Annotated in this window: 10 protein-coding genes, 6 tRNA genes and 4 rRNA genes; 7 read left to right on the top strand and 13 right to left on the bottom strand. The window is 41.8% G+C overall.

The window, feature by feature from the left end; translation table 11 throughout:
• Positions 1-70: 70 nt before the first annotated feature.
• Complete coding sequence (matP, locus tag DDU33_RS04085) at positions 71-517, top strand: macrodomain Ter protein MatP (RefSeq protein ID WP_005818114.1); 447 nt, start codon at positions 71-73, stop codon at positions 515-517.
• A gap of 71 nt (positions 518-588) precedes the next feature.
• Here matP and ompA (DDU33_RS04080) read toward each other — a convergent pair whose 3' ends face one another.
• Together ompA (DDU33_RS04080) and ompA (DDU33_RS04075) are read right to left on the bottom strand one after the other, a co-directional pair.
• Entirely contained in the window at positions 589-1,701 is a 1,113-nt protein-coding gene (gene ompA, locus DDU33_RS04080; RefSeq protein WP_108923311.1) for a porin OmpA, read from the bottom strand.
• A gap of 230 nt (positions 1,702-1,931) precedes the next feature.
• The gene (gene ompA, locus DDU33_RS04075; protein ID WP_108923309.1) at positions 1,932-3,014 is read right to left on the bottom strand and encodes a porin OmpA; all 1,083 of its coding nucleotides are present in this window, start codon (positions 3,012-3,014) and stop codon (positions 1,932-1,934) included.
• A 447-nt stretch (positions 3,015-3,461) separates the two neighbouring features.
• On the opposite strand from ompA (DDU33_RS04075), the gene ydiJ reads away from it, so the two are divergent.
• The 5 genes from ydiJ to tilS all read left to right on the top strand — a co-directional run bounded on the left by ydiJ (position 3,462) and on the right by tilS (position 11,876).
• The gene (gene ydiJ / locus DDU33_RS04070; RefSeq protein WP_108923307.1) at positions 3,462-6,551 is read left to right on the top strand and encodes a D-2-hydroxyglutarate dehydrogenase YdiJ; all 3,090 of its coding nucleotides are present in this window, start codon (positions 3,462-3,464) and stop codon (positions 6,549-6,551) included.
• 170 nt (positions 6,552-6,721) lie between these two features.
• Positions 6,722-7,162, top strand: a complete 441-nt coding sequence (locus DDU33_RS04065) for a hotdog fold thioesterase (RefSeq protein WP_005818130.1) — start codon at positions 6,722-6,724, stop codon at positions 7,160-7,162.
• 164 nt (positions 7,163-7,326) lie between these two features.
• On the top strand, positions 7,327-8,991 hold the full coding sequence (yidC, locus tag DDU33_RS04060) for a membrane protein insertase YidC (protein ID WP_005818129.1): 1,665 nt from the start codon (positions 7,327-7,329) through the stop codon (positions 8,989-8,991).
• 151 nt (positions 8,992-9,142) lie between these two features.
• A complete protein-coding gene (gene mnmE / locus DDU33_RS04055) occupies positions 9,143-10,501 on the top strand; it encodes a tRNA uridine-5-carboxymethylaminomethyl(34) synthesis GTPase MnmE (RefSeq protein WP_005818127.1) in 1,359 nt (452 codons plus the stop codon).
• Positions 10,502-10,604: 103 nt separating this feature from the next.
• Positions 10,605-11,876, top strand: coding sequence for a tRNA lysidine(34) synthetase TilS (gene tilS / locus DDU33_RS04050; RefSeq protein ID WP_108923305.1), 1,272 nt, complete (start codon positions 10,605-10,607; stop codon positions 11,874-11,876).
• On the opposite strand, the gene xerD is transcribed toward tilS, so the two are convergent.
• From xerD to DDU33_RS03995, 11 genes are all read right to left on the bottom strand, one after another.
• On the bottom strand, positions 11,877-12,782 hold the full coding sequence (xerD, locus tag DDU33_RS04045; RefSeq protein WP_108923303.1) for a site-specific tyrosine recombinase XerD: 906 nt from the start codon (positions 12,780-12,782) through the stop codon (positions 11,877-11,879).
• A 112-nt stretch (positions 12,783-12,894) separates the two neighbouring features.
• Positions 12,895-12,970 (bottom strand) — tRNA-Trp (locus tag DDU33_RS04040).
• A gap of 64 nt (positions 12,971-13,034) precedes the next feature.
• Positions 13,035-13,111: transfer RNA gene (locus tag DDU33_RS04035), tRNA-Asp, on the bottom strand.
• A 12-nt stretch (positions 13,112-13,123) separates the two neighbouring features.
• A 5S ribosomal RNA gene (gene rrf, locus DDU33_RS04030) occupies positions 13,124-13,239 on the bottom strand.
• 55 nt (positions 13,240-13,294) lie between these two features.
• A 5S ribosomal RNA gene (gene rrf, locus DDU33_RS04025) occupies positions 13,295-13,410 on the bottom strand.
• Between the two features lie 115 nt (positions 13,411-13,525).
• A 23S ribosomal RNA gene (locus tag DDU33_RS04020) occupies positions 13,526-16,420 on the bottom strand.
• A gap of 239 nt (positions 16,421-16,659) precedes the next feature.
• A tRNA-Glu gene (locus DDU33_RS04015) sits at positions 16,660-16,735 on the bottom strand.
• Positions 16,736-16,857: 122 nt separating this feature from the next.
• Positions 16,858-18,399, bottom strand: a 16S ribosomal RNA gene (locus DDU33_RS04010).
• The 16S, 23S and 5S rRNA genes sit together here with 6 tRNA genes alongside, the layout of an rRNA operon.
• Before the next feature lie 181 nt (positions 18,400-18,580).
• A tRNA-Pro gene (locus DDU33_RS04005) sits at positions 18,581-18,657 on the bottom strand.
• A 28-nt stretch (positions 18,658-18,685) separates the two neighbouring features.
• Positions 18,686-18,761, bottom strand: a tRNA-His gene (locus tag DDU33_RS04000).
• Positions 18,762-18,785: 24 nt separating this feature from the next.
• Positions 18,786-18,862 (bottom strand) — tRNA-Arg (locus DDU33_RS03995).
• Between the two features lie 320 nt (positions 18,863-19,182).
• On the opposite strand from DDU33_RS03995, the gene glnA reads away from it, so the two are divergent.
• The gene (gene glnA / locus DDU33_RS03990; RefSeq protein WP_005819104.1) at positions 19,183-20,610 is read left to right on the top strand and encodes a type I glutamate--ammonia ligase; all 1,428 of its coding nucleotides are present in this window, start codon (positions 19,183-19,185) and stop codon (positions 20,608-20,610) included.
• Positions 20,611-20,652: the final 42 nt, after the last annotated feature.

Raw genomic sequence — 20,652 nt, 5'->3', positions numbered from 1 at the left:
AAATTTGGTTTATTATACAAAATTCCGCTATACTTGCCTAAAATTCAAAATAGAAAATAAAGAGAATAATATGAGATACCAAAAATTAGAGGCACAAGAAGCAAATTGGAAATGGAAGTATTTACTAAAAAAGCATCGTGAAGGGGAAAATATTACAAAGTATGCTGAATCAAGTATGATTGATCTCAAAATCCAGTATCTTACGACATTACAACACCAGCCTGAAGAAATTGAGAAATGGATTAAAAGTGAAATGACGGCTGAGCAACGTAAAAAAATGCGTCAATCTATTCGAGCAAGACGTAAACGCTTTTTTAATGCTGAAAAACTTTCTACAAAGAAAAAATCAATTGATTTAGAGTATGCCAGTTGGTTACAACTTTCCAAATATGCCAACGAGAAGGAAATGACTTTATCTCAAGCGGTATTACATCTCATTGATGAGTTAGAAAACAAAGAGCTTTACTTAGAACAGGTCTCTAAAATGAAAACAACCTTAAAAGATTTGCTCAAATAGCAAATCAGGCATAGCAAAACGCCCATCATTTGATGGGCGTTTCTTATATTATTGACTCAAAAGTCACTATATTACATAGTTACTTCTTTTGAACCTTGAACTTGAACTTCTACACGACGATCCGGTGCTAAGCAAGCGATTAATGCTTTACGACCTTTCACTGCATCACAAGTGTTGCCAGTTACTGGATTTGCTTCACCATAACCTACTGCAGTTACATTTGCAGGGTTTTGACCTTTAGAAACTAAGTAGTTAGCTACTGTTTCTGCACGACGTTGTGAAAGTTTTAAGTTAGATTTTTCTTTACCAATACGGTCTGTATAACCATTTACTTGGATTGCTGGGTTCGCTAAACCTAACGCATTGATTTCATTATTTGCAGCATCTAAAGCTTGCGCCGCAGCTGGTTTTAAGTTTGATTTACCAAACGCAAATAATACATCAGAGCTGAATGAGAAGTTTTTAGTTTCAACTTGTGGAGCTGCAACTGGTGCTGCACCTTGACCAAAGCGGTAGCTTAAACCTGCAGATACAGAGCTGATATCTGGACGATAATCAGTTACTTGAGCATCTGATTGGCGAGCCATACGATCAAGAGTCGCTTGACTTGCTTTACCTGCATTATTTAACCATTGATATTCAACACGTGCTGCTAATTCTGGAGTAATTGCATACTCAACACCTGCGCCTAAAATTAATGAACTTTGGAAACGACTTGTTTTTGTTGGTTCTTTAGTTTGAACATCTACTGTTTTGTAACGGTTATTTACTAATGCAATACCCACTTTACCATAAACATCTAAATCTGGTAACACTTCGTAGCTAGGTTTTAATGCGATAGTTGTACCGTGTGCAGAATGTTTAAATGTTTGTTTTTCACTACCAGCTTGAGTATTTTGGTGACCACGTACACGACCAAATTGCTCATAACCAACTTCTGTTGCTAAACCAAATTTATTTTGGTTTAAGATTTGATAACCAGCAAAAGCACCATAAGTTACAGAGTTTTTATTAATTCCGTAACCAGCTTCATTATTATAGTGTGTAGCATCTAATTGCTTAATACCATCATGGAATGATGCCCAACCTGCTTTTGCACCTGCATAGAAAGTATTTTCTTGTGGTGCTGCTGTTGCTGCTGCCGATACAGTTAATACTGCTAATGCAACTAATGATTTTTTCATATTGATGTCCTCTTACTATGTAATCATCAATGAGATATGCCACGAAGGCACAACTTATTTTTAAATTTTATAAAAATTTAAAACCCTTATTACGCCTATTATTTTAGCAAATAAAAAATATAAATCCAATCAAAACACTTCTACAGAGCAAAAAATACACTAATCGGATATAAAAAAGCCCATAGCGTGTGCTATGGGCCTTCTAAGTTCACCATTAGAACTTAACTATATTACATAGTTACTTCTTTTGAACCTTGTACTTGAACTTCTACACGACGATCTGGTGCTAAGCAAGCGATTAATGCTTTACGACCTTTCACTGCATCACATGTGTTGCCAGTTACTGGGTTAGCTGAACCGTAACCTACTGCAGTCACGTTCGCTGCGTTTTGACCTTTAGAAACTAAGTAGTTAGCTACTGTTTCTGCACGACGTTGTGAAAGTTTTAAGTTAGCTGCTTGTTTACCGATACGGTCAGCATAACCATTTACTTGGATTGCTGGGTTCGCTAAACCTAATGCATTGATTTCGTTGTTCGCTGCATCTAAAGCTTGAGCTGCTGCTGGTTTTAAGCTTGATTTACCGAATGCAAATAATACATCAGAGCTGAATGAGAAGTTTTTAGATACAACTTCTGGTGCTGCAACTGGCGCTGCACCTTGACCAAAGCGGTAGCTTAAACCTGCAGATACTGAATGAATATCTGGGCTATATTGAGTATTTCTCCATGCACCATTCGCTTTTTCGATAGCTTTATCTAAGTTACCTACACGATTTAAGTATTGATATTCAACACGAGCTGCTAATTCTGGTAAAATTGCATACTCAACACCAGCACCTAATAATAGAGATGGTTTTAAGTTATGAGCTTTCTCACGATCAGCTTTAACAACTGTAGCTTGAGTCCAGTAATCATTACGAACTAATGCTACACCTACTTTACCATAAACATCTAAGTTAGGAATTACTTCATAGCTTGGTTTTAAGCTTAAGTGAGCACCGTGAGCTGTATGTTTAGCAGCACGTCTTTCACCTTCATTACCACGAACACGACCAAAGTAGTCATAACCTAATTCAGCTGCTAAACCAAAGTTGTTTTGGTTTAAGATTTGGTAACCACCAAATACGCCGTAAGTTACAGAGTTACGGTTAATGCCGAAAGCGCCACCATCTTTAGAGTCAAATTGAGTTAAACCGTCATGGAATGACGCCCAACCAGCTTTTGCACCTGCGTAGAAAGTATTTTCTTGTGGTGCTGCTGTTGCTACTGCTGATGCAGCTAATACTGCTAATGCAACTAATGATTTTTTCATTTTAATGACCCTCTAATTTGTCATCATATATACATAAAACATTTCAATAACTAATACTAATTTAGTATTGAGTCTTAACCACGCCTTTCATCTTCTCAGAGAATATCGAAAGACTTAAGAAAGTGAAATTTCGAGTATATTTTATGTCATATTTATAAAAAAGCAAAAGAGCTTTTACTTTAGATATGAGCTAAAATATCTCTCACTCCATTCTTGTCCTTAAGAAGATGGGCAAGAATAGCGCATATTATCCAAAGAAGATTTGTTTAAATCAATGCCTTTTTTGATTATTTTACCGTCTCAAGCCGCTCGTTTGATTACTATTTAGCCAAAAAGAGTTTTTTTAAGCCTATTAAATTCTTAAATATAAATACGTTCGTAATTTCCAAGCGATCGATTTCTTGTTAAGATTCACTTCATCTATTCTTATAATAAGAGGAACAAATCATGATTCCTAGACTATCCAATATCCCACAACAAAATCCGCTGGTTCAACGCTATTTAGAGGAACTTATCCGCCAACATTTTAGCGGCGATATCGCCAGTAGCTATGCCGACCGCTTATCATTAGCCACCGATAATAGTGTTTATCAACAAATTCCACAGGCGATTTTATTTCCTAAAACGGTATCTGATATTGTTATTCTAACCAAACTCGCTCAAAAGCCGGAATTTCAGTCCTTAACATTCACGCCTCGAGGTGGAGGCACTGGAACTAACGGACAATCACTTAATAACAATATTATTATTGATCTCTCACGGCATATGAACCAGATTTTAGAACTCAATGTTGAAGAGCGCTGGGTTCGAGTGCAAGCCGGTGTCGTTAAAGATCAGCTTAACAAATACCTCAAACCTTATGGATTATTTTTCTCCCCAGAACTCTCTACCAGTAATCGAGCCACTTTAGGTGGAATGATTAACACGGATGCCTCCGGGCAAGGTTCATTGCAATATGGCAAAACCTCTGATCACGTTTTAGCCCTTAAATCAGTGTTAATCAATGGCGAAATTCTAGAAACACAAGCGGTCAAAACCGATAATTTTTTTGCAAATTTAGAACACCTTAATTTATCGCCTTTAGGTAAACAGCTTCATCAAGAAGTTTTTAGTCGTTGCCGAGAGGTTCGATCACAGGTGCTTGCCGATCTCCCGCAACTGAACCGTTTTATTACCGGCTATGATTTAAAAAATGTGTTCAATGATGATGAAAGTGAATTTAACCTCACACGTATTTTGACCGGTTCAGAAGGCTCTCTTGCTTTTATCTGTGAAGCTAAACTGAATTTATTGCCTATTCCTAAATATCGTACCTTAATCAACATTAAATATAACTCTTTTGATGCCGCATTACGCTCTGCGCCTTTTATGTTACAGGCGAAGGCTCTTTCGGTAGAAACAGTGGATTCCAAAGTACTCAATTTAGCGAAACAAGATATTGTGTGGCATTCTGTTTCCGATTTGCTGACAGAAGATCCTCACAACCCGATTTTAGGCATCAATATTGTGGAATATGCGTCTAGTAACCAAGCGGAAATCGAAGCACAAGTGTCTGCTTTGTGTCTGGCGCTTGATGAAAAAATGGCAAAAAACGAAGCCGGTATTATTGGCTATCAAGTCTGCCATGACTTAGACTCTATCGAAAAAATCTATGCGATGCGTAAAAAAGCCGTAGGTTTACTCGGTAACGCTAAAGGCTGGGCAAAACCTATTGCTTTTGTTGAGGATACGGCTGTACCGCCAGAAAATCTTGCAGATTATATTGTGGAATTCCGTGCGTTATTAGATAGCTATCAGCTCTCTTATGGTATGTTTGGGCACGTAGATGCCGGCGTCTTGCACGTTCGCCCTGCATTGGATTTATGCGATCTTGAGCAAGTCAAAACCTTTAAAGCCATTTCAGATCAAGTTGTTGAATTAACCTATAAATATGGTGGGTTAATTTGGGGAGAACACGGTAAAGGCATGCGAGCTTACTATGGCGAACGCTTCTTTGGCGAAAAACTTTGGCGAGAACTACGCTATATGAAGCAGCTATTTGATCCGCAAAATCGTCTTAACCCGGGTAAAATCTGTACCCCACTCGAAAGCGATGCCCAACTTTATGCTATCGACTCGCAAATGCGTGCCGATTTTGACCGCCAAATTCCAATCCAAGTGCGTGAAGCATTTAAAGGCGCAATGAATTGTAATGGTAACGGGCTATGCTTTAACTTTGATGTGCATAGCACAATGTGCCCATCAATGAAAGTGAGTGGCAACCGCCTTTATTCGCCAAAAGGCAGAGCGACCTTAATTCGTGAATGGCTACGTTTATTAGCAGTGCAAAATGTTTCGCCTGAAGCGTTAATTTTCAAAGACGAAAAACAAGCGGTCAAATTATCGGACTTTGTTGCCAAAATCCGCAATACGTGGAACAAACAGAGAGAATACGATTTTTCTCACGAAGTTAAACAGGCAATGGATACCTGTCTTGCGTGTAAAGCCTGTGCAAGCCAATGCCCGATAAAAATTGACGTACCAACCTTCCGTTCGCAATTTAATGAGCTATACCACGCTCGTTATTTACGCCCGACAAAAGATTACGTGGTGTCAAACTTAGAGTTTATCGCGCCTTATATGGCGAAAGCCCCTAAATTCTTCAACTTCTTTAGCACCAGTAAATTAGCAGAAACAGTAGCCAATAAAACCATTGGTATGACCTATTTGCCTGCATTATCTGTGCCGACACTTAACCAACAACTTGTTGAAATCGGTTATCAGGGCGAAACATTAGAAAGCTTAGAAAAACAAGCTGCAAGCGGTCATTTTTCTGCAAAAGATTGCAAAACGGTATTGATTGTTCAAGATCCGTTTACCACTTTTTATGATGCAAAAGTGGTTGCTGACTTTGTGCAACTCGTACAAAAACTTGGTTTTAAACCTATTGTGTTGCCATTTAAGCCGAGCGGAAAAGCACAACACATCAAAGGTTTCTTACGTAAATTTGCCAAAACAGCCCAAAACCAAGCTGATTTTTTAAATCGCATTGCAAAATTAGGCTTGCCGATGGTTGCGGTAGATCCTGCACTTACCTTGCTTTACCGTGATGAATACCGTGATGTATTAAAAGAAAAACGTGGCAATTTTAACGTTTTATTGGCTCACGAGTGGTTAAAAGAGAATGTTCAAAATGGACATTTTGCCGCCTATCAAAAAGCCATTTCGGATAAACAACCGTGGCATTTATTTGCCCATTGTACGGAAGCTACCGAACTACCGGCTTCTACAAAAGAGTGGCAAACGATTTTTGCTCACTTTGGCGAAACGCTTGTAAATGAAAACGTAGGCTGCTGTGGCATGGCTGGTACATTTGGACACGAAACCCGCCATTTAGCGATGTCAAAAGCCATTTATCAACAATCTTGGCAACAAAAATTGCAAAATAAACCGCTTGAGCGTTGTTTAGCAACCGGCTATTCTTGCCGCTCGCAAGTAAAACGAATGGAACATCAAGTCATCAAACACCCTATTCAGGCTTTACTTGAGGTGTTGTAACTTGACGAATTCCCTTCTTTACAAAAGAGGACAAACCCTATACGAGCCGTATAGGGTTACTTAATCTGAGCCGCTCTGCGGCTCTTCCATTCAGCCCCAGAGGGGCTGGGCTTAACGAACCTAGCACAGCTCGTGCTAGGTTGTTTCTTAACATAAATAAAGGAACAATAATGACATCAATTTGGAAACAAACCGCCACCGTTGAACAACTTAATGAATTATGCCAAGGTAACGCAGTCGGGCATTTAGGCATTGAATTTACTGAAATTGGCGAAGATTGGATTGAAGCTCAACTTACCGTCAATGAAAAAACCATGCAGCCATTTGGTGTATTGCACGGCGGTATTTCCGCCACGCTAGCGGAAACCGTTGCAAATGCAGGTTCTCTGCTTGTTTGCGAAGCAAATCAAATCGCCGTTGGTATGGAATTAAACATCAGCCACTTAAAAGCGATCAAACAGGGGCATAAAGCCATTGCACGAGCCTATCCTCTTAAACTCGGACGAGAAGTTCACGTTTGGCAAATTGATACAAAAGATGAACACGGACATTTGTGTGCAACCGCCCGCCTTTCAACGAAAGTCTTAGAGAAACAACCTAAAGCCGAATAATGTAATCAAGCGGTTAAATTTTTGAGATTTCGCAAGAAATTTAGAAAATCTGACCGCTTGAGTATATAAAAAGCATGAAAAGCAATAAAAGGCGGTTGGATCTCCCTCCAACCTATTATAAAATGCTTTTCTTTTATCCACTTACCTAAACAAGAGAAATTCCTATGAATTCAAATCGTAGTTTATTGGTCGTTGGCTTGTTATTGGTTTCTTTCTTGCTGTTTACCCAATGGCAACAAGATTTCAATCCTGAAATTCAGGCGCAAAAACAAGCTCAAATTCAAGCGCAACAACAATCAGGCGATGTGCCTGCGGCAACGTCACAAACTCAAAATGTGGCTGAGTCCAATAGCAAAGGGAAAACCATTACCATTGAAAGTGATGTGTTACGCCTAACCGTTGATACACTAGGCGGTGATGTGATTGATTCAGATTTATTAAAACATCACGCAGAGTTACATTCAAACACCCCATTTGAATTATTACAAGACAATAGCAAAGTACTCTATATTGCTCAAAGTGGTTTAATCGGTAAAAACGGCATTGATACCAATAATGGTCGTGCTCAATACCAAACGACTGCTGACAGCTTTAAACTTGCTGATGGTCAAAATGAAATTTCTGTACCTTTAACATTTGAAAAAGATGGCGTCGTTTATACCAAAACTTTTACGTTAAAACGTGGTAGTTACAACGTTGGCGTTGATTTCAACATTAAAAATAATTCTGCAGAAGCAGTGGAAGTTCAGCCTTACGGTCAATTAAAACACACTTTAGTTGAAAGCTCTGGCAGTTTAACGATGCCAACTTACACAGGTGGTGCTTACTCTTCTTCAGAAACCAATTATAAAAAATACTCTTTCCAAGAAATGGCTGATGAGAAAAAACGTAAAGCCGAACAAGGCATTGCAAACGGTGGGTTATCTATCGAAAGCAATACCGGTTGGGTTGCGATCTTACAGCACTATTTCGTTTCAGCTTGGGTTCCACAACAAGATAAACCAATGACTATTTACACTCGTGTTTCTGATAACGGTGTAGCGACCATTGGTTACCGTGGTGCATTAACCACAGTGGCACCAAATAGCGATGCGACAATTTCTACACATCTTTGGACTGGTCCGAAAGATCAAAAAGAGATGGCTGAAACAGCAGCTCATTTAGATTTAACCGCTGACTATGGTTGGGCGTGGTTTATCGCAAAACCGCTTTTCTGGTTACTAACCAATATCCAAAAAGTTGTGATCAACTGGGGTTTAGCGATTATCTGTGTCACGATTGTGGTAAAAACATTACTTTATCCTTTAACAAAAGCACAATATACCTCAATGGCAAAAATGCGTATGTTACAACCTCGCATCCAAGAGATGCGTGAGCGTTTCGGCGACGATCGCCAACGTATGAGCCAAGAGATGATGAAGCTCTATAAAGAAGAGAAAGTAAACCCAATGGGCGGTTGCTTACCAATCTTAATCCAAATGCCAATTTTCATCGCATTATATTGGACCTTTATGGAAGCGGTAGAATTACGTCACGCACCATTCTTTGGTTGGATTCAAGATTTATCGGCTCAAGACCCTTACTACATTCTTCCACTTTTAATGGGTGGTTCAATGTTCTTATTACAAAAAATGTCACCAACACCGGTTGCAGATCCTGTACAACAAAAAGTGATGACATTTATGCCAGTTATGTTTACCGTATTCTTCTTATGGTTCCCATCTGGCTTGGTACTTTACTGGTTGACCTCAAACTGTATTACCATCGCTCAACAATGGTGGATCTACCGTCAATTAGAGAAAAAAGGCTTACATACTCGTAAGAAATAATTAACCTGTTCCGAAAAGCACGTTCATTGAGCGTGCTTTTTTCTTTGTCAAAATCTCTCAAAATCCACCTTTAAATTTCTGCTATAATACACACCAAACAAGCGGTCTATTTTTGAAAGATAAACAGACCCTACTCAAACAGGATAATTCAATGAAAGAAACCATTGTGGCACAAGCCACACCTATCGGACGAGGCGGCGTGGGAATTTTACGTGTTTCTGGCCCTCTCGCCAGCGAAGTTGCTAAAGCGGTGGTCGGCAAAGAACTCAAACCTCGCTTAGCAAACTACTTACCCTTTATGGATACGGACGGTACCGTTTTAGATCAAGGGATTGCACTTTTCTTTAAAGCGCCAAATTCATTTACCGGCGAAGATGTCCTTGAATTACAAGGACACGGCGGTCAAGTAATTTTAGATTTGTTACTTAAACGCATTTTGGAGGTAAAAGGCGTTCGCATTGCCCGTGCCGGCGAATTTTCTGAACAAGCCTTTTTAAATGACAAATTAGATTTAGCCCAAGCAGAGGCAATCGCCGACTTAATCGATGCAACCAGCGAGCAAGCTGCCCGCTCAGCACTTAAATCTTTACAAGGCGAATTCTCGAATAAAGTGAATGAATTGGTCGATTCTGTTATTTATCTGCGGACTTACGTAGAAGCTGCAATTGACTTCCCTGATGAAGAAATTGACTTTCTTGCCGATGGTAAGATTGAAGCAAAATTAAATGACATCATTACGCAATTAGCGAATGTTCGAAAAGAGGCGAAACAAGGCTCTATTCTACGTGAAGGAATGAAAGTCGTGATTGCCGGCAAACCTAATGCAGGTAAATCAAGCCTATTAAACGCACTTGCCGGTCGTGAAGCGGCCATTGTTACCAACATTGCCGGAACCACACGTGATGTTTTACGTGAGCATATTCACATTGACGGAATGCCTTTACACATTATTGATACCGCAGGTTTACGGGACGCTAGTGATGAAGTAGAACGTATTGGTATTCAGCGAGCGTGGGATGAAATTGCTCAAGCCGATCACGTTCTATTGATGATTGATAGTAGCGAACAGCAAGCGGATGTGTTCAAAACGGAATGGGCAGAATTTTTAGCAAAATTACCTCAAAACATTCCTGTTACCGTTATTCGTAATAAAGTCGATTTATCCGGGGAAAGCGAAGGGCTTGAGCAACAAGACGGTTTTACCCTTATTCGCTTATCAGCACAAACAAAAGTCGGTGTAGATTTATTACGTGAGCATTTGAAACAATCTATGGGTTATCAAAGCTCAACAGAAGGAGGCTTCCTTGCACGCCGCCGTCATTTACAAGCCTTAGAAACTGCTGCAGAGCATTTAGAACGTGGGCACGTTCAGCTTACTCAATTCTTTGCCGGCGAATTACTGGCAGAAGAATTACGTATGGTACAAAATGCCCTGAGCGAAATCACGGGGCAATTTACCTCTGATGATCTGTTAGGGAATATTTTTAGCTCATTTTGTATTGGGAAATAAATTAAAAAACCAATATGGCAAAATATTTGCGTAGGGGTGGGGTTATCCCCGCCCGAAATCTACATCGTAATAGCTTCAACAAAATTAAGAATCTCTTGCTTGTATGCACAACTCAAACGGCTTACTTACCCAGCTTCAAACCCAAATCCATACTTATTTTCCCCGCCCCCCTTCATTTTTGGTGGCATTGAGTGGTGGAGTGGATTCGGTTGTACTATTGCATCTTTTACACCGACTTAAACTGCCGTTAAGGGCTGTTCACGTTCATCACGGCTTAAGTCCCAATGCCGATCAATGGGTTGCATTTTGCCAACATTATTGCCAGCAACAGGCGATTCCACTATGTGTTAAATATGTTCAGGTTAATGGCAAAAAAGGCATTGAAGCAGAAGCACGTGAAAAACGCTACCAAACAATCCGTGAAACACGGGAACATAATGAAGTCGTTGTGACAGCACACCATCTCGATGATCAAGCTGAAACGTTCTTGCTCGCATTAAAAAGAGGGAGTGGCGTAAAAGGGTTATCTGCTATGCAAGCGGTTAATTTTTCGCAAAAATTTCCCATTTTTAGACCGCTTCTTGCTGTGAGTAAAAATGACATTTTAGCTTACGCTCAAAGCCAAAATCTAAGCTGGATTGAAGATGAAAGCAACCAATCAACAGACTACGATAGAAATTTCTTACGACATAAAGTATTGCCCGTGTTAAATGAGCAATGGGAGCAATTTAACCGAATGGTTGCGAGAAGCTGTGAACATCTTGCTCATCAACAACAACTTTTAGATGAGCTACTCAGTGAAGAATTAGCAAAATATAGAGATGGGCAAACGCTCGTTATTCAAGATTTTGCAGGCTTAACGAAAATAAAGCAACAAGCATTGCTCAGGCTCTGGTTATCAGAACAACAAATGTTAATGCCTTCAACGGCACAGCTCGAACAAATTATTCAGAATATTATTCTTGCTAAAGAGGATAAAAATCCGGAAATTCAGTTGGGCGATAAAATGTTAAGACGCTATCAAAACCGTTTGTTTATTACGCCAATTTATACGCCGGTTGCCACCTTTTCAGAAGAAATTCAGCAACAAGAAACCATTATTTTACCGAATGGATTAGGTCAAATCCTTCGCGCCAAAGATGAAATTATTTACCAAACAGCACATAAAATTGACCGCTTGCAACTCTCTGAAGCATTACAACAAGAAAAACTTTTTGTTCATCTAAAGTATCAGGGAAAAATCAAAGAATACGGTAAAACATATCACGAAGAAATAAAAAAAATTTGGCAGAAATATCAAATCCCTGTCTGGGAAAGGGAACGAACCCCTCTTATTCTAAAAGGGGATATATTGCTTAAAATTTTTAAAAGTTAATTAACCACGAGGATGGTATTTCTCGTGCAACGATTTTAAACGTGCTTTTGCCACGTGTGTATAAATTTGTGTTGTGGATAAATCACTATGCCCCAACAACATTTGCACAACTCGCAAATCAGCCCCATGATTGACTAAATGCGTTGCAAAAGCGTGGCGTAAGACGTGTGGCGATAATTTTTCACTATCGATACCAGCCAAAACAGCATAATGTTTGATGCGATGCCAGAATGTTTGACGAGTCATCATCTGCCCTCGTTTACTCGGGAACACAATATTTGAGGGTTCATTATTTAATAAAATCCCCCGTCCATATTGAAAAAACTCTTGGATCCAATAGCTTGCTTCTTCGCCAAGTGGAACTAAACGCTCTTTATCACCTTTACCAATAATACGAACAACGCCCTGTCGTAAACTTAAATTTTCCGTTGTTAAAGAGATCAACTCGGTAACTCGTAGCCCCGTTGCATACAGTAATTCCAACATCGCTTTATCACGTAATTCAATCGGATCGAGCGGATTAGGGCTATCTAGCAGATCCATCACTTGCTCTTCATTTAGTGTTTTAGGCAGCCTAGAAGGTTTACGTGGTGCAACTAACATTGCTGTTGGATCATCTTTGCGATAATTTTCTAAATATAAAAACCGAAAGAATTTACGCAAACAACTTAACATTCGTAAAGAACTACTCGCTTTATAACCCTGATCAAAACGATAACCTAAAAATTCTTGCAAAGCGTGATGATCTATCGTTAAGAAAGCTCGTGATTCATCCAACCATTCCATGAATAAAATTAAATCTAAACGATAGGAAGAAACGGTGTTATCAGATAGACCGTGTTCTTGCCATAAGGTATCAAGAAATTGCTCAACAATCGGGTCAAGAGAAGTCGCAGATTTGTTCATATAGCGGTAAGATTATTATAAAACTTTGCAAAATTCTAACATAAAAGTAAGCACTAATTTTTATCAAAACAAAAAAACCGACTAGCTTTCACTAATCGGTTTTCTTAAATAATGGCAGGGGCGGAGAGGCTCGAACTCCCAACACCCGGTTTTGGAGACCGGTGCTCTACCAATTGAACTACGCCCCTATATGTTCTTTGTAATCATTTACATATAGTTAAAGCGAGTAATTTACTCGCTTACTTAGAGAAGTGGCGGAACGGACGGGACTCGAACCCGCGACCCCCTGCGTGACAGGCAGGTATTCTAACCAGCTGAACTACCGCTCCGCAAATTTAATAGATTGATAATGCCCTACTCTCACATGGGGAAGCCCCACACTACCATCGGCGTTACGACATTTTACTTCTGAGTTCGGAATGGAGTCAGGTAGAACTATCGCACTATGGTTATCAATCAAATTCGTTATTTATTAACTTAACTCACTTGTTAAAATAAGCTAAGGTAATAAAATCCGGCGATGCCCTACTCTCACATGGGGAAACCCCACACTACCATCGGCGTTACGGCATTTTACTTCTGAGTTCGGAATGGATTCAGGTAGAACTACCGCACTATGGTCGCCAGAATATCCGGTCGATGATTTTATCTGTTTTTTTGTTCTTTAATTCGAAACAAGCTGTCTGAGTGTCTTTGTTTAGTTTATCTTCTCTTGCGCTTATGCTAAAAACGCTTGAGGTTGTATAGTTAAGCCTCTCGGGCAATTAGTACACGTTAGCTCAACGGCTCACACCGCTTACACACCGTGCCTATCTACGTCGTAGTCTCCAACAACCCTTACAGTCTTATAGACTGGGAGAACTCATCTCAAGGCAAGTTTCGTGCTTAGATGCTTTCAGCACTTATCTCTTCCGCATGTAGCTACCCGGCAATGCGTCTGGCGACACAACCGGAACACCAGGGATGCGTCCACTCCGGTCCTCTCGTACTAGGAGCAGCCCCTTTCAATTCTCCAACGCCCACGGCAGATAGGGACCGAACTGTCTCACGACGTTCTAAACCCAGCTCGCGTACCACTTTAAATGGCGAACAGCCATACCCTTGGGACCTACTTCAGCCCCAGGATGTGATGAGCCGACATCGAGGTGCCAAACACCGCCGTCGATATGAACTCTTGGGCGGTATCAGCCTGTTATCCCCGGAGTACCTTTTATCCGTTGAGCGATGGCCCTTCCATTCAGAACCACCGGATCACTATGACCTGCTTTCGCACCTGCTCGACTTGTCTGTCTCGCAGTTAAGCTTGCTTCTACCATTGCACTAACCTCACGATGTCCGACCGTGATTAGCAAACCTTCGTGCTCCTCCGTTACTCTTTGGGAGGAGACCGCCCCAGTCAAACTACCCACCAGACACTGTCCGAACACCCGATTAGGGCGCCTCGTTAGAACATCAAACGTTAAAGGGTGGTATTTCAAGGACGCCTCCACAATCACTGGCGTGACTGCTTCTAAGGCTCCCACCTATCCTACACATCAAAATTCAATGTTCAGTGTCAAGCTATAGTAAAGGTTCACGGGGTCTTTCCGTCTAGCCGCGGGTACACCGCATCTTCACGGCGATTTCAATTTCACTGAGTCTCGGGTGGAGACAGCCTGGCCATCATTATGCCATTCGTGCAGGTCGGAACTTACCCGACAAGGAATTTCGCTACCTTAGGACCGTTATAGTTACGGCCGCCGTTTACTGGGGCTTCGATCAGGAGCTTCTCTTTCGATAACACCATCAATTAACCTTCCAGCACCGGGCAGGCATCACACCCTATACGTCCACTTTCGTGTTTGCAGAGTGCTGTGTTTTTAATAAACAGTTGCAGCCAGCTGGTATCTTCGACCGGTTCAACCTTCATCCGCGAGGGATTACAATCTACGCCGGCGCACCTTCTCCCGAAGTTACGGTGCTATTTTGCCTAGTTCCTTCACCCGAGTTCTCTCAAGCGCCTGAGTATTCTCTACCTGACCACCTGTGTCGGTTTTCAGTACGGTTTAGATAAACCTGAAGCTTAGTGGCTTTTCCTGGAAGCGTGGTATCAGTTACTTCATCTCCGTAGAGACTCGTCATCACTTCTCGGTGTTAAGGAAGTCCGGATTTGCCTAAACTTCCCACCTACCGGCTTAAACAGACATCCAACAGTCTGCTAACCTAACCTTCTCCGTCCCCACATCGCAGTTTATCCAAGTACGGGAATATTAACCCGTTTCCCATCGACTACGCTTTTCAGCCTCGCCTTAGGGGCCGACTCACCCTGCCCCGATTAACGTTGGACAGGAACCCTTGGTCTTCCGGCGAACGAGTTTTTCACTCGTTTTATCGTTACTTATGTCAGCATTCGCACTTCTGATACGTCCAGCAAACCTCTCGATTCACCTTCATCCGCTTACAGAACGCTCCCCTACCCAACAGTCTTTCGACTGATGCCGCAGCTTCGGTGCTATATTTTAGCCCCGTTACATCTTCCGCGCAGGCCGACTCGACTAGTGAGCTATTACGCTTTCTTTAAATGGTGGCTGCTTCTAAGCCAACATCCTAGCTGTCTAAGCCTTCCCACTTCGTTTCCCACTTAATATAGACTTTGGGACCTTAGCTGGCGGTCTGGGTTGTTTCCCTCTCCACGATGGACGTTAGCACCCACCGTGTGTCTCCTGAGTATCACTCTTCGGTATTCGCAGTTTGCATCGGGTTGGTAATCCGGGATGGACCCCTAGCCGAAACAGTGCTCTACCCCCGAAGGTGTCCGCTCAAGGCTCTACCTAAATAGATTTCGGGGAGAACCAGCTATCTCCCGGTTTGATTGGCCTTTCACCCCCAGCCACAAGTCATCCGCTAATTTTTCAACATTAGTCGGTTCGGTCCTCCAATTAGTGTTACCCAATCTTCAACCTGCCCATGGCTAGATCACCGGGTTTCGGGTCTATACCTTGCAACTCAACGCCCAGTTAAGACTCGGTTTCCCTTCGGCTCCCTTATTCAGTTAACCTCGCTACAAAATATAAGTCGCTGACCCATTATACAAAAGGTACGCAGTCACCCTTTCGGGCTCCCACTGCTTGTACGTACACGGTTTCAGGTTCTATTTCACTCCCCTCACTGGGGTTCTTTTCGCCTTTCCTTCACAGTACTGGTTCACTATCGGTCAATCAGGAGTATTTAGCCTTGGAGGATGGTCCCCCCATCTTCAAACAGGATTTCTCGTGTCCCGCCCTACTTGTCGTCAGCTTAGTACCACAATAATGTTTTCGAGTACGGGGCTATCACCCTTTATTGCTGAGCTTCCCAACTCATTCCTCTAACAAAACTGCTATTACTGACAGGCTCTTCCACTTTCGCTCGCCACTACTCACGGAATCTCGGTTGATTTCTTTTCCTCGGGGTACTTAGATGTTTCAGTTCTCCCGGTTTGCCTCACTTGCCTATGTATTCAACAAGTGATAGTAGATTCTTCATCTACTGGGTTTCCCCATTCGGACATCTTGGATTAAACGCCTCTTATCGACTCATCCAAGCTTATCGCAGATTAGCACGTCCTTCATCGCCTCTGATTGCCAAGGCATCCACCGTGTACGCTTAGTCACTTAACCATACAACCTCAAACATTTTTACTTTCTTTATCTTAAAGAAAGATAAGACATTCGAGACTGATATTAACTACTAAACACTTAACTGCTTTTGTTCAGTTAAGATTTTTTACTACTCAGACTTTTCTTATTTATCAGCAGAATCATTTGCTTATTCATCGCTGACTTGAAAAATCTCTCAGTTTTTCAGCTTGTTTCCAATTTTTTAAAGAACAATTTAGACAACAAAAGTCATCTTTAAATGGCGTCCCCACGGGGATTCGAACCCCGGTTACCGCCGTGAAAGGGCGATGTCCTAGGCCTCTAGACGATGGGGACAACATTTAAAGATGCTCTCAACGACGTCCATTTATTTAGGAGCAATATTCTAATGAATACCACTCTTTTTGTCAATCTTTATCAAACAATCTGTGTGAACACTTGCAGTCGCTTCATTTTGGTAAGGAGGTGATCCAACCGCAGGTTCCCCTACGGTTACCTTGTTACGACTTCACCCCAGTCATGAATCATACCGTGGTAAACGCCCCCGTTTCCGTTAAGCTATCTACTTCTGGTACAACCCACTCCCATGGTGTGACGGGCGGTGTGTACAAGGCCCGGGAACGTATTCACCGCAACATTCTGATTTGCGATTACTAGCGATTCCGACTTCATGGAGTCGAGTTGCAGACTCCAATCCGGACTTAGACGTACTTTGTGAGATTTGCTCCATGTCGCCATATTGCTTCCCTCTGTATACGCCATTGTAGCACGTGTGTAGCCCTACTCGTAAGGGCCATGATGACTTGACGTCATCCCCACCTTCCTCCAGTTTATCACTGGCAGTCTCCTTTGAGTTCCCGACCGAATCGCTGGCAACAAAGGATAAGGGTTGCGCTCGTTGCGGGACTTAACCCAACATTTCACAACACGAGCTGACGACAGCCATGCAGCACCTGTCTCAAAGTTCCCGAAGGCACAAACTCATCTCTGAGTTCTTCTTTGGATGTCAAGAGTAGGTAAGGTTCTTCGCGTTGCATCGAATTAAACCACATGCTCCACCGCTTGTGCGGGCCCCCGTCAATTCATTTGAGTTTTAACCTTGCGGCCGTACTCCCCAGGCGGTCGATTTATCACGTTAGCTACGGGCACCAAGCTCAAAGCCCAATCCCCAAATCGACAGCGTTTACAGCGTGGACTACCAGGGTATCTAATCCTGTTTGCTCCCCACGCTTTCGCACATGAGCGTCAGTATATTCCCAAGGGGCTGCCTTCGCCTTCGGTATTCCTCCACATCTCTACGCATTTCACCGCTACACGTGGAATTCTACCCCTCCCTAAAATACTCTAGCGACCCAGTATGAAATGCAATTCCCAGGTTAAGCCCGGGGCTTTCACATCTCACTTAAGTCACCGCCTGCGTGCCCTTTACGCCCAGTCATTCCGATTAACGCTCGCACCCTCCGTATTACCGCGGCTGCTGGCACGGAGTTAGCCGGTGCTTCTTCTGTGACTAACGTCAATCAAGTAAGCTATTAACTTACCTGCCTTCCTCATCACCGAAAGAACTTTACAACCCGAAGGCCTTCTTCATTCACGCGGCATGGCTGCATCAGGGTTCCCCCCATTGTGCAATATTCCCCACTGCTGCCTCCCGTAGGAGTCTGGACCGTGTCTCAGTTCCAGTGTGGCTGGTCATCCTCTCAGACCAGCTAGAGATCGTCGGCTTGGTAGGCCTTTACCCCACCAACTACCTAATCCCACTTGGGCTCATCTTATGGCAGGTGGCCCGAAAGTCCCACCCTTTAATCCGAAGATATTACGCGGTATTAGCTACAGTTTCCCGTAGTTATCCCCCTCCATAAGCCAGATTCCCAAGCATTACTCACCCGTCCGCCACTCGTCAGCAAAGAAAGCAAGCTTTCTCCCTGTTACCGTTCGACTTGCATGTGTTAAGCCTGCCGCCAGCGTTCAATCTGAGCCATGATCAAACTCTTCAATTCAAAAAGTTTAATCGCTCAATAAACTGCTTAGCTAAAGTTTACATATTACTTTTAAGTAAAAATGAATTTCTAGTTTAAGCACCTATTAAGACTTCAAAATTAAATAATATTTTCAAATAAAGTCAATCAACAAGTGCCCACACAGATTGTCTGATAAGTTGTTAAAGAACAAAAAATAAAGTGGTCGGCGAGATAGGATTTGAACCTACGACCCACTGGTCCCAAACCAGTTGCGCTACCAAGCTGCGCTACTCGCCGTCAGTTATGCTACTGCATATATTTTAAATGGGGTGGCTAATGGGATTCGAACCCACGACAACTGGAATCACAATCCAGGGCTCTACCAACTGAGCTATAGCCACCATCTCGTTGATATTGCATTAACCTGGCGCGCTCGACAAGATTCGAACTTGCGACCTTTGGCTCCGGAGGCCAACGCTCTATCCAACTGAGCTACGAACGCGTTGTTTTCAGTACTGCGTCGCAACGGAGGCGTATATTATAGATTTCGGTTTTGTTTGTCTAGCATTTTTTGAAAAAAATCTCTTTTTTTTATTTAAAAGATTTAATTTTACTCAAAACGAAGATTTATTCGCTCTTTTTTGGTTAATTTTTCTTATTAATTAGCTTTTTCAAAGCCTAAAAGTAAATAAGCGGTCTTCTTTTACGTAAATTTTGCAAATTCATTAAAGAAAACCTCTCTTTTCTTACCTAAAAATGATATCATTCATAAGTTATTTATTCTATATATTCATTTATATACCCACCAAGAGGAAGTTCATAATGTCAAACGCAAATGCGATTGCAAATGTTGCGAAACTGATTCGTGATAACGACATCAAATTCGTATTATTAAGATTTACGGATATTAAAGGTAAGGAACATGGCGTATCGCTTCCTGTAAGCCTTGTTGCAGACGACCTTGAAGATCTTTTCGAAGAAGGCAAAATGTTCGACGGTTCATCAGTCGAAGGTTGGCGAGCCATTAACAAAGCTGATATGCTTTTGATGCCAATCCCTGAAACTGCCGTTGTAGATCCTTTCGCTCAAATCCCTACCCTTTCTATCCGTTGTAGTATTTATGACCCTAACACAATGCAAAGTTATGATCGTGATCCACGTTCAATTGCAATTCGTGCAGAAAACTACCTAAAATCAACTGGGATTGCTGACAATGTGATGTTTGGTCCAGAACCAGAATTCTTCCTATTTGATGATGTTCGTTTTAGCACAGAAATGAACAATGTTTCTTATCACATTGATGATATTGAAGCGGCGTGGAACACTAACCGCAAATATGAAAACGGCAACAATGCTTATCGTCCATTGAAAAAAGGTGGTTACTGTGCAGTAGCACCAATTGATACGGCTCACGATATTCGTTCTGAAATGTGCTTAATTTTAGAAGAAATGGGCTTAGTGATTGAAGCTCACCACCATGAAGTGGCAACAGCAGGCCAAAACGAAATTGCAACGAAATTTAACAGCCTAACATTAAAAGCTGATGAAACCCAAATCTATAAATATGTCGTACAAAACGTTGCACTTGAACACGGTAAAACGGCTTGCTTTATGCCAAAACCATTTGCAGGCGATAATGGTTCAGGTATGCACTGTAATATGTCGTTAAGCAAAGATGGCAAAAACGTCTTTATGGGCGATAAATATGCAGGCTTGTCTGAGACTGCTCTTTACTACATCGGCGGTATCATCAAACACGCTAAAGCATTAAATGCGTTCACCAACCCAACCACAAACTCATACAAACGTTTAGTACCGGGTTTTGAAGCACCTGTATTATTAGCTTACTCTGCAAGTAACCGCTCTGCGTCAATCCGTATTCCAGCGGTAACTAGCCCGAAAGCAACGCGTGTTGAAGCACGTTTCCCAGATCCAATGGCAAACCCATACTTATGTTTTGCAGCGTTATTAATGGCTGGTCTTGATGGTGTGATTAACAAAATCCACCCAGGCGATGCAATGGATAAAAATCTTTATGACTTACCGCCTGAAGAATTAAAAGATATTCCGGCAGTATCGAGCTCATTAGGCGAAGCGTTAGATAACCTCGAAAAAGATTATGAATTCTTAATTCAAGGTGGCGTATTCAGTAAAGAATTTATTGATGCATTCATTGCGATTAAACGCAAAGAAGTAGAACGTTTAAATATGACGCCACACCCAGTGGAATTTGAAATGTACTACGCATAAAAAAATAATAGGCGGCTGATAAAGTCGCCTTTTTTATAGGTA

This window comes from Actinobacillus porcitonsillarum, assembly GCF_003101015.1.
Classification (GTDB): Bacteria; Pseudomonadota; Gammaproteobacteria; order Enterobacterales; family Pasteurellaceae; genus Haemophilus_A; species Haemophilus_A porcitonsillarum.
This window is presented reverse-complemented; position numbering and strand designations above follow the sequence as displayed.

Coding starts and splice junctions, on each gene's coding strand:
- glnA (WP_005819104.1), top strand. CDS start 19,183: ATGTCAAACGCAAATGCGATTGCAAATGTTGCGAAACTGATTCGTGAT.
- tilS (WP_108923305.1), top strand. CDS start 10,605: ATGCACAACTCAAACGGCTTACTTACCCAGCTTCAAACCCAAATCCAT.
- DDU33_RS04065 (WP_005818130.1), top strand. CDS start 6,722: ATGACATCAATTTGGAAACAAACCGCCACCGTTGAACAACTTAATGAA.
- yidC (WP_005818129.1), top strand. CDS start 7,327: ATGAATTCAAATCGTAGTTTATTGGTCGTTGGCTTGTTATTGGTTTCT.
- xerD (WP_108923303.1), bottom strand. CDS start 12,782: ATGAACAAATCTGCGACTTCTCTTGACCCGATTGTTGAGCAATTTCTT.
- ompA (WP_108923311.1), bottom strand. CDS start 1,701: ATGAAAAAATCATTAGTTGCATTAGCAGTATTAACTGTATCGGCAGCA.
- mnmE (WP_005818127.1), top strand. CDS start 9,143: ATGAAAGAAACCATTGTGGCACAAGCCACACCTATCGGACGAGGCGGC.
- matP (WP_005818114.1), top strand. CDS start 71: ATGAGATACCAAAAATTAGAGGCACAAGAAGCAAATTGGAAATGGAAG.
- ompA (WP_108923309.1), bottom strand. CDS start 3,014: ATGAAAAAATCATTAGTTGCATTAGCAGTATTAGCTGCATCAGCAGTA.
- ydiJ (WP_108923307.1), top strand. CDS start 3,462: ATGATTCCTAGACTATCCAATATCCCACAACAAAATCCGCTGGTTCAA.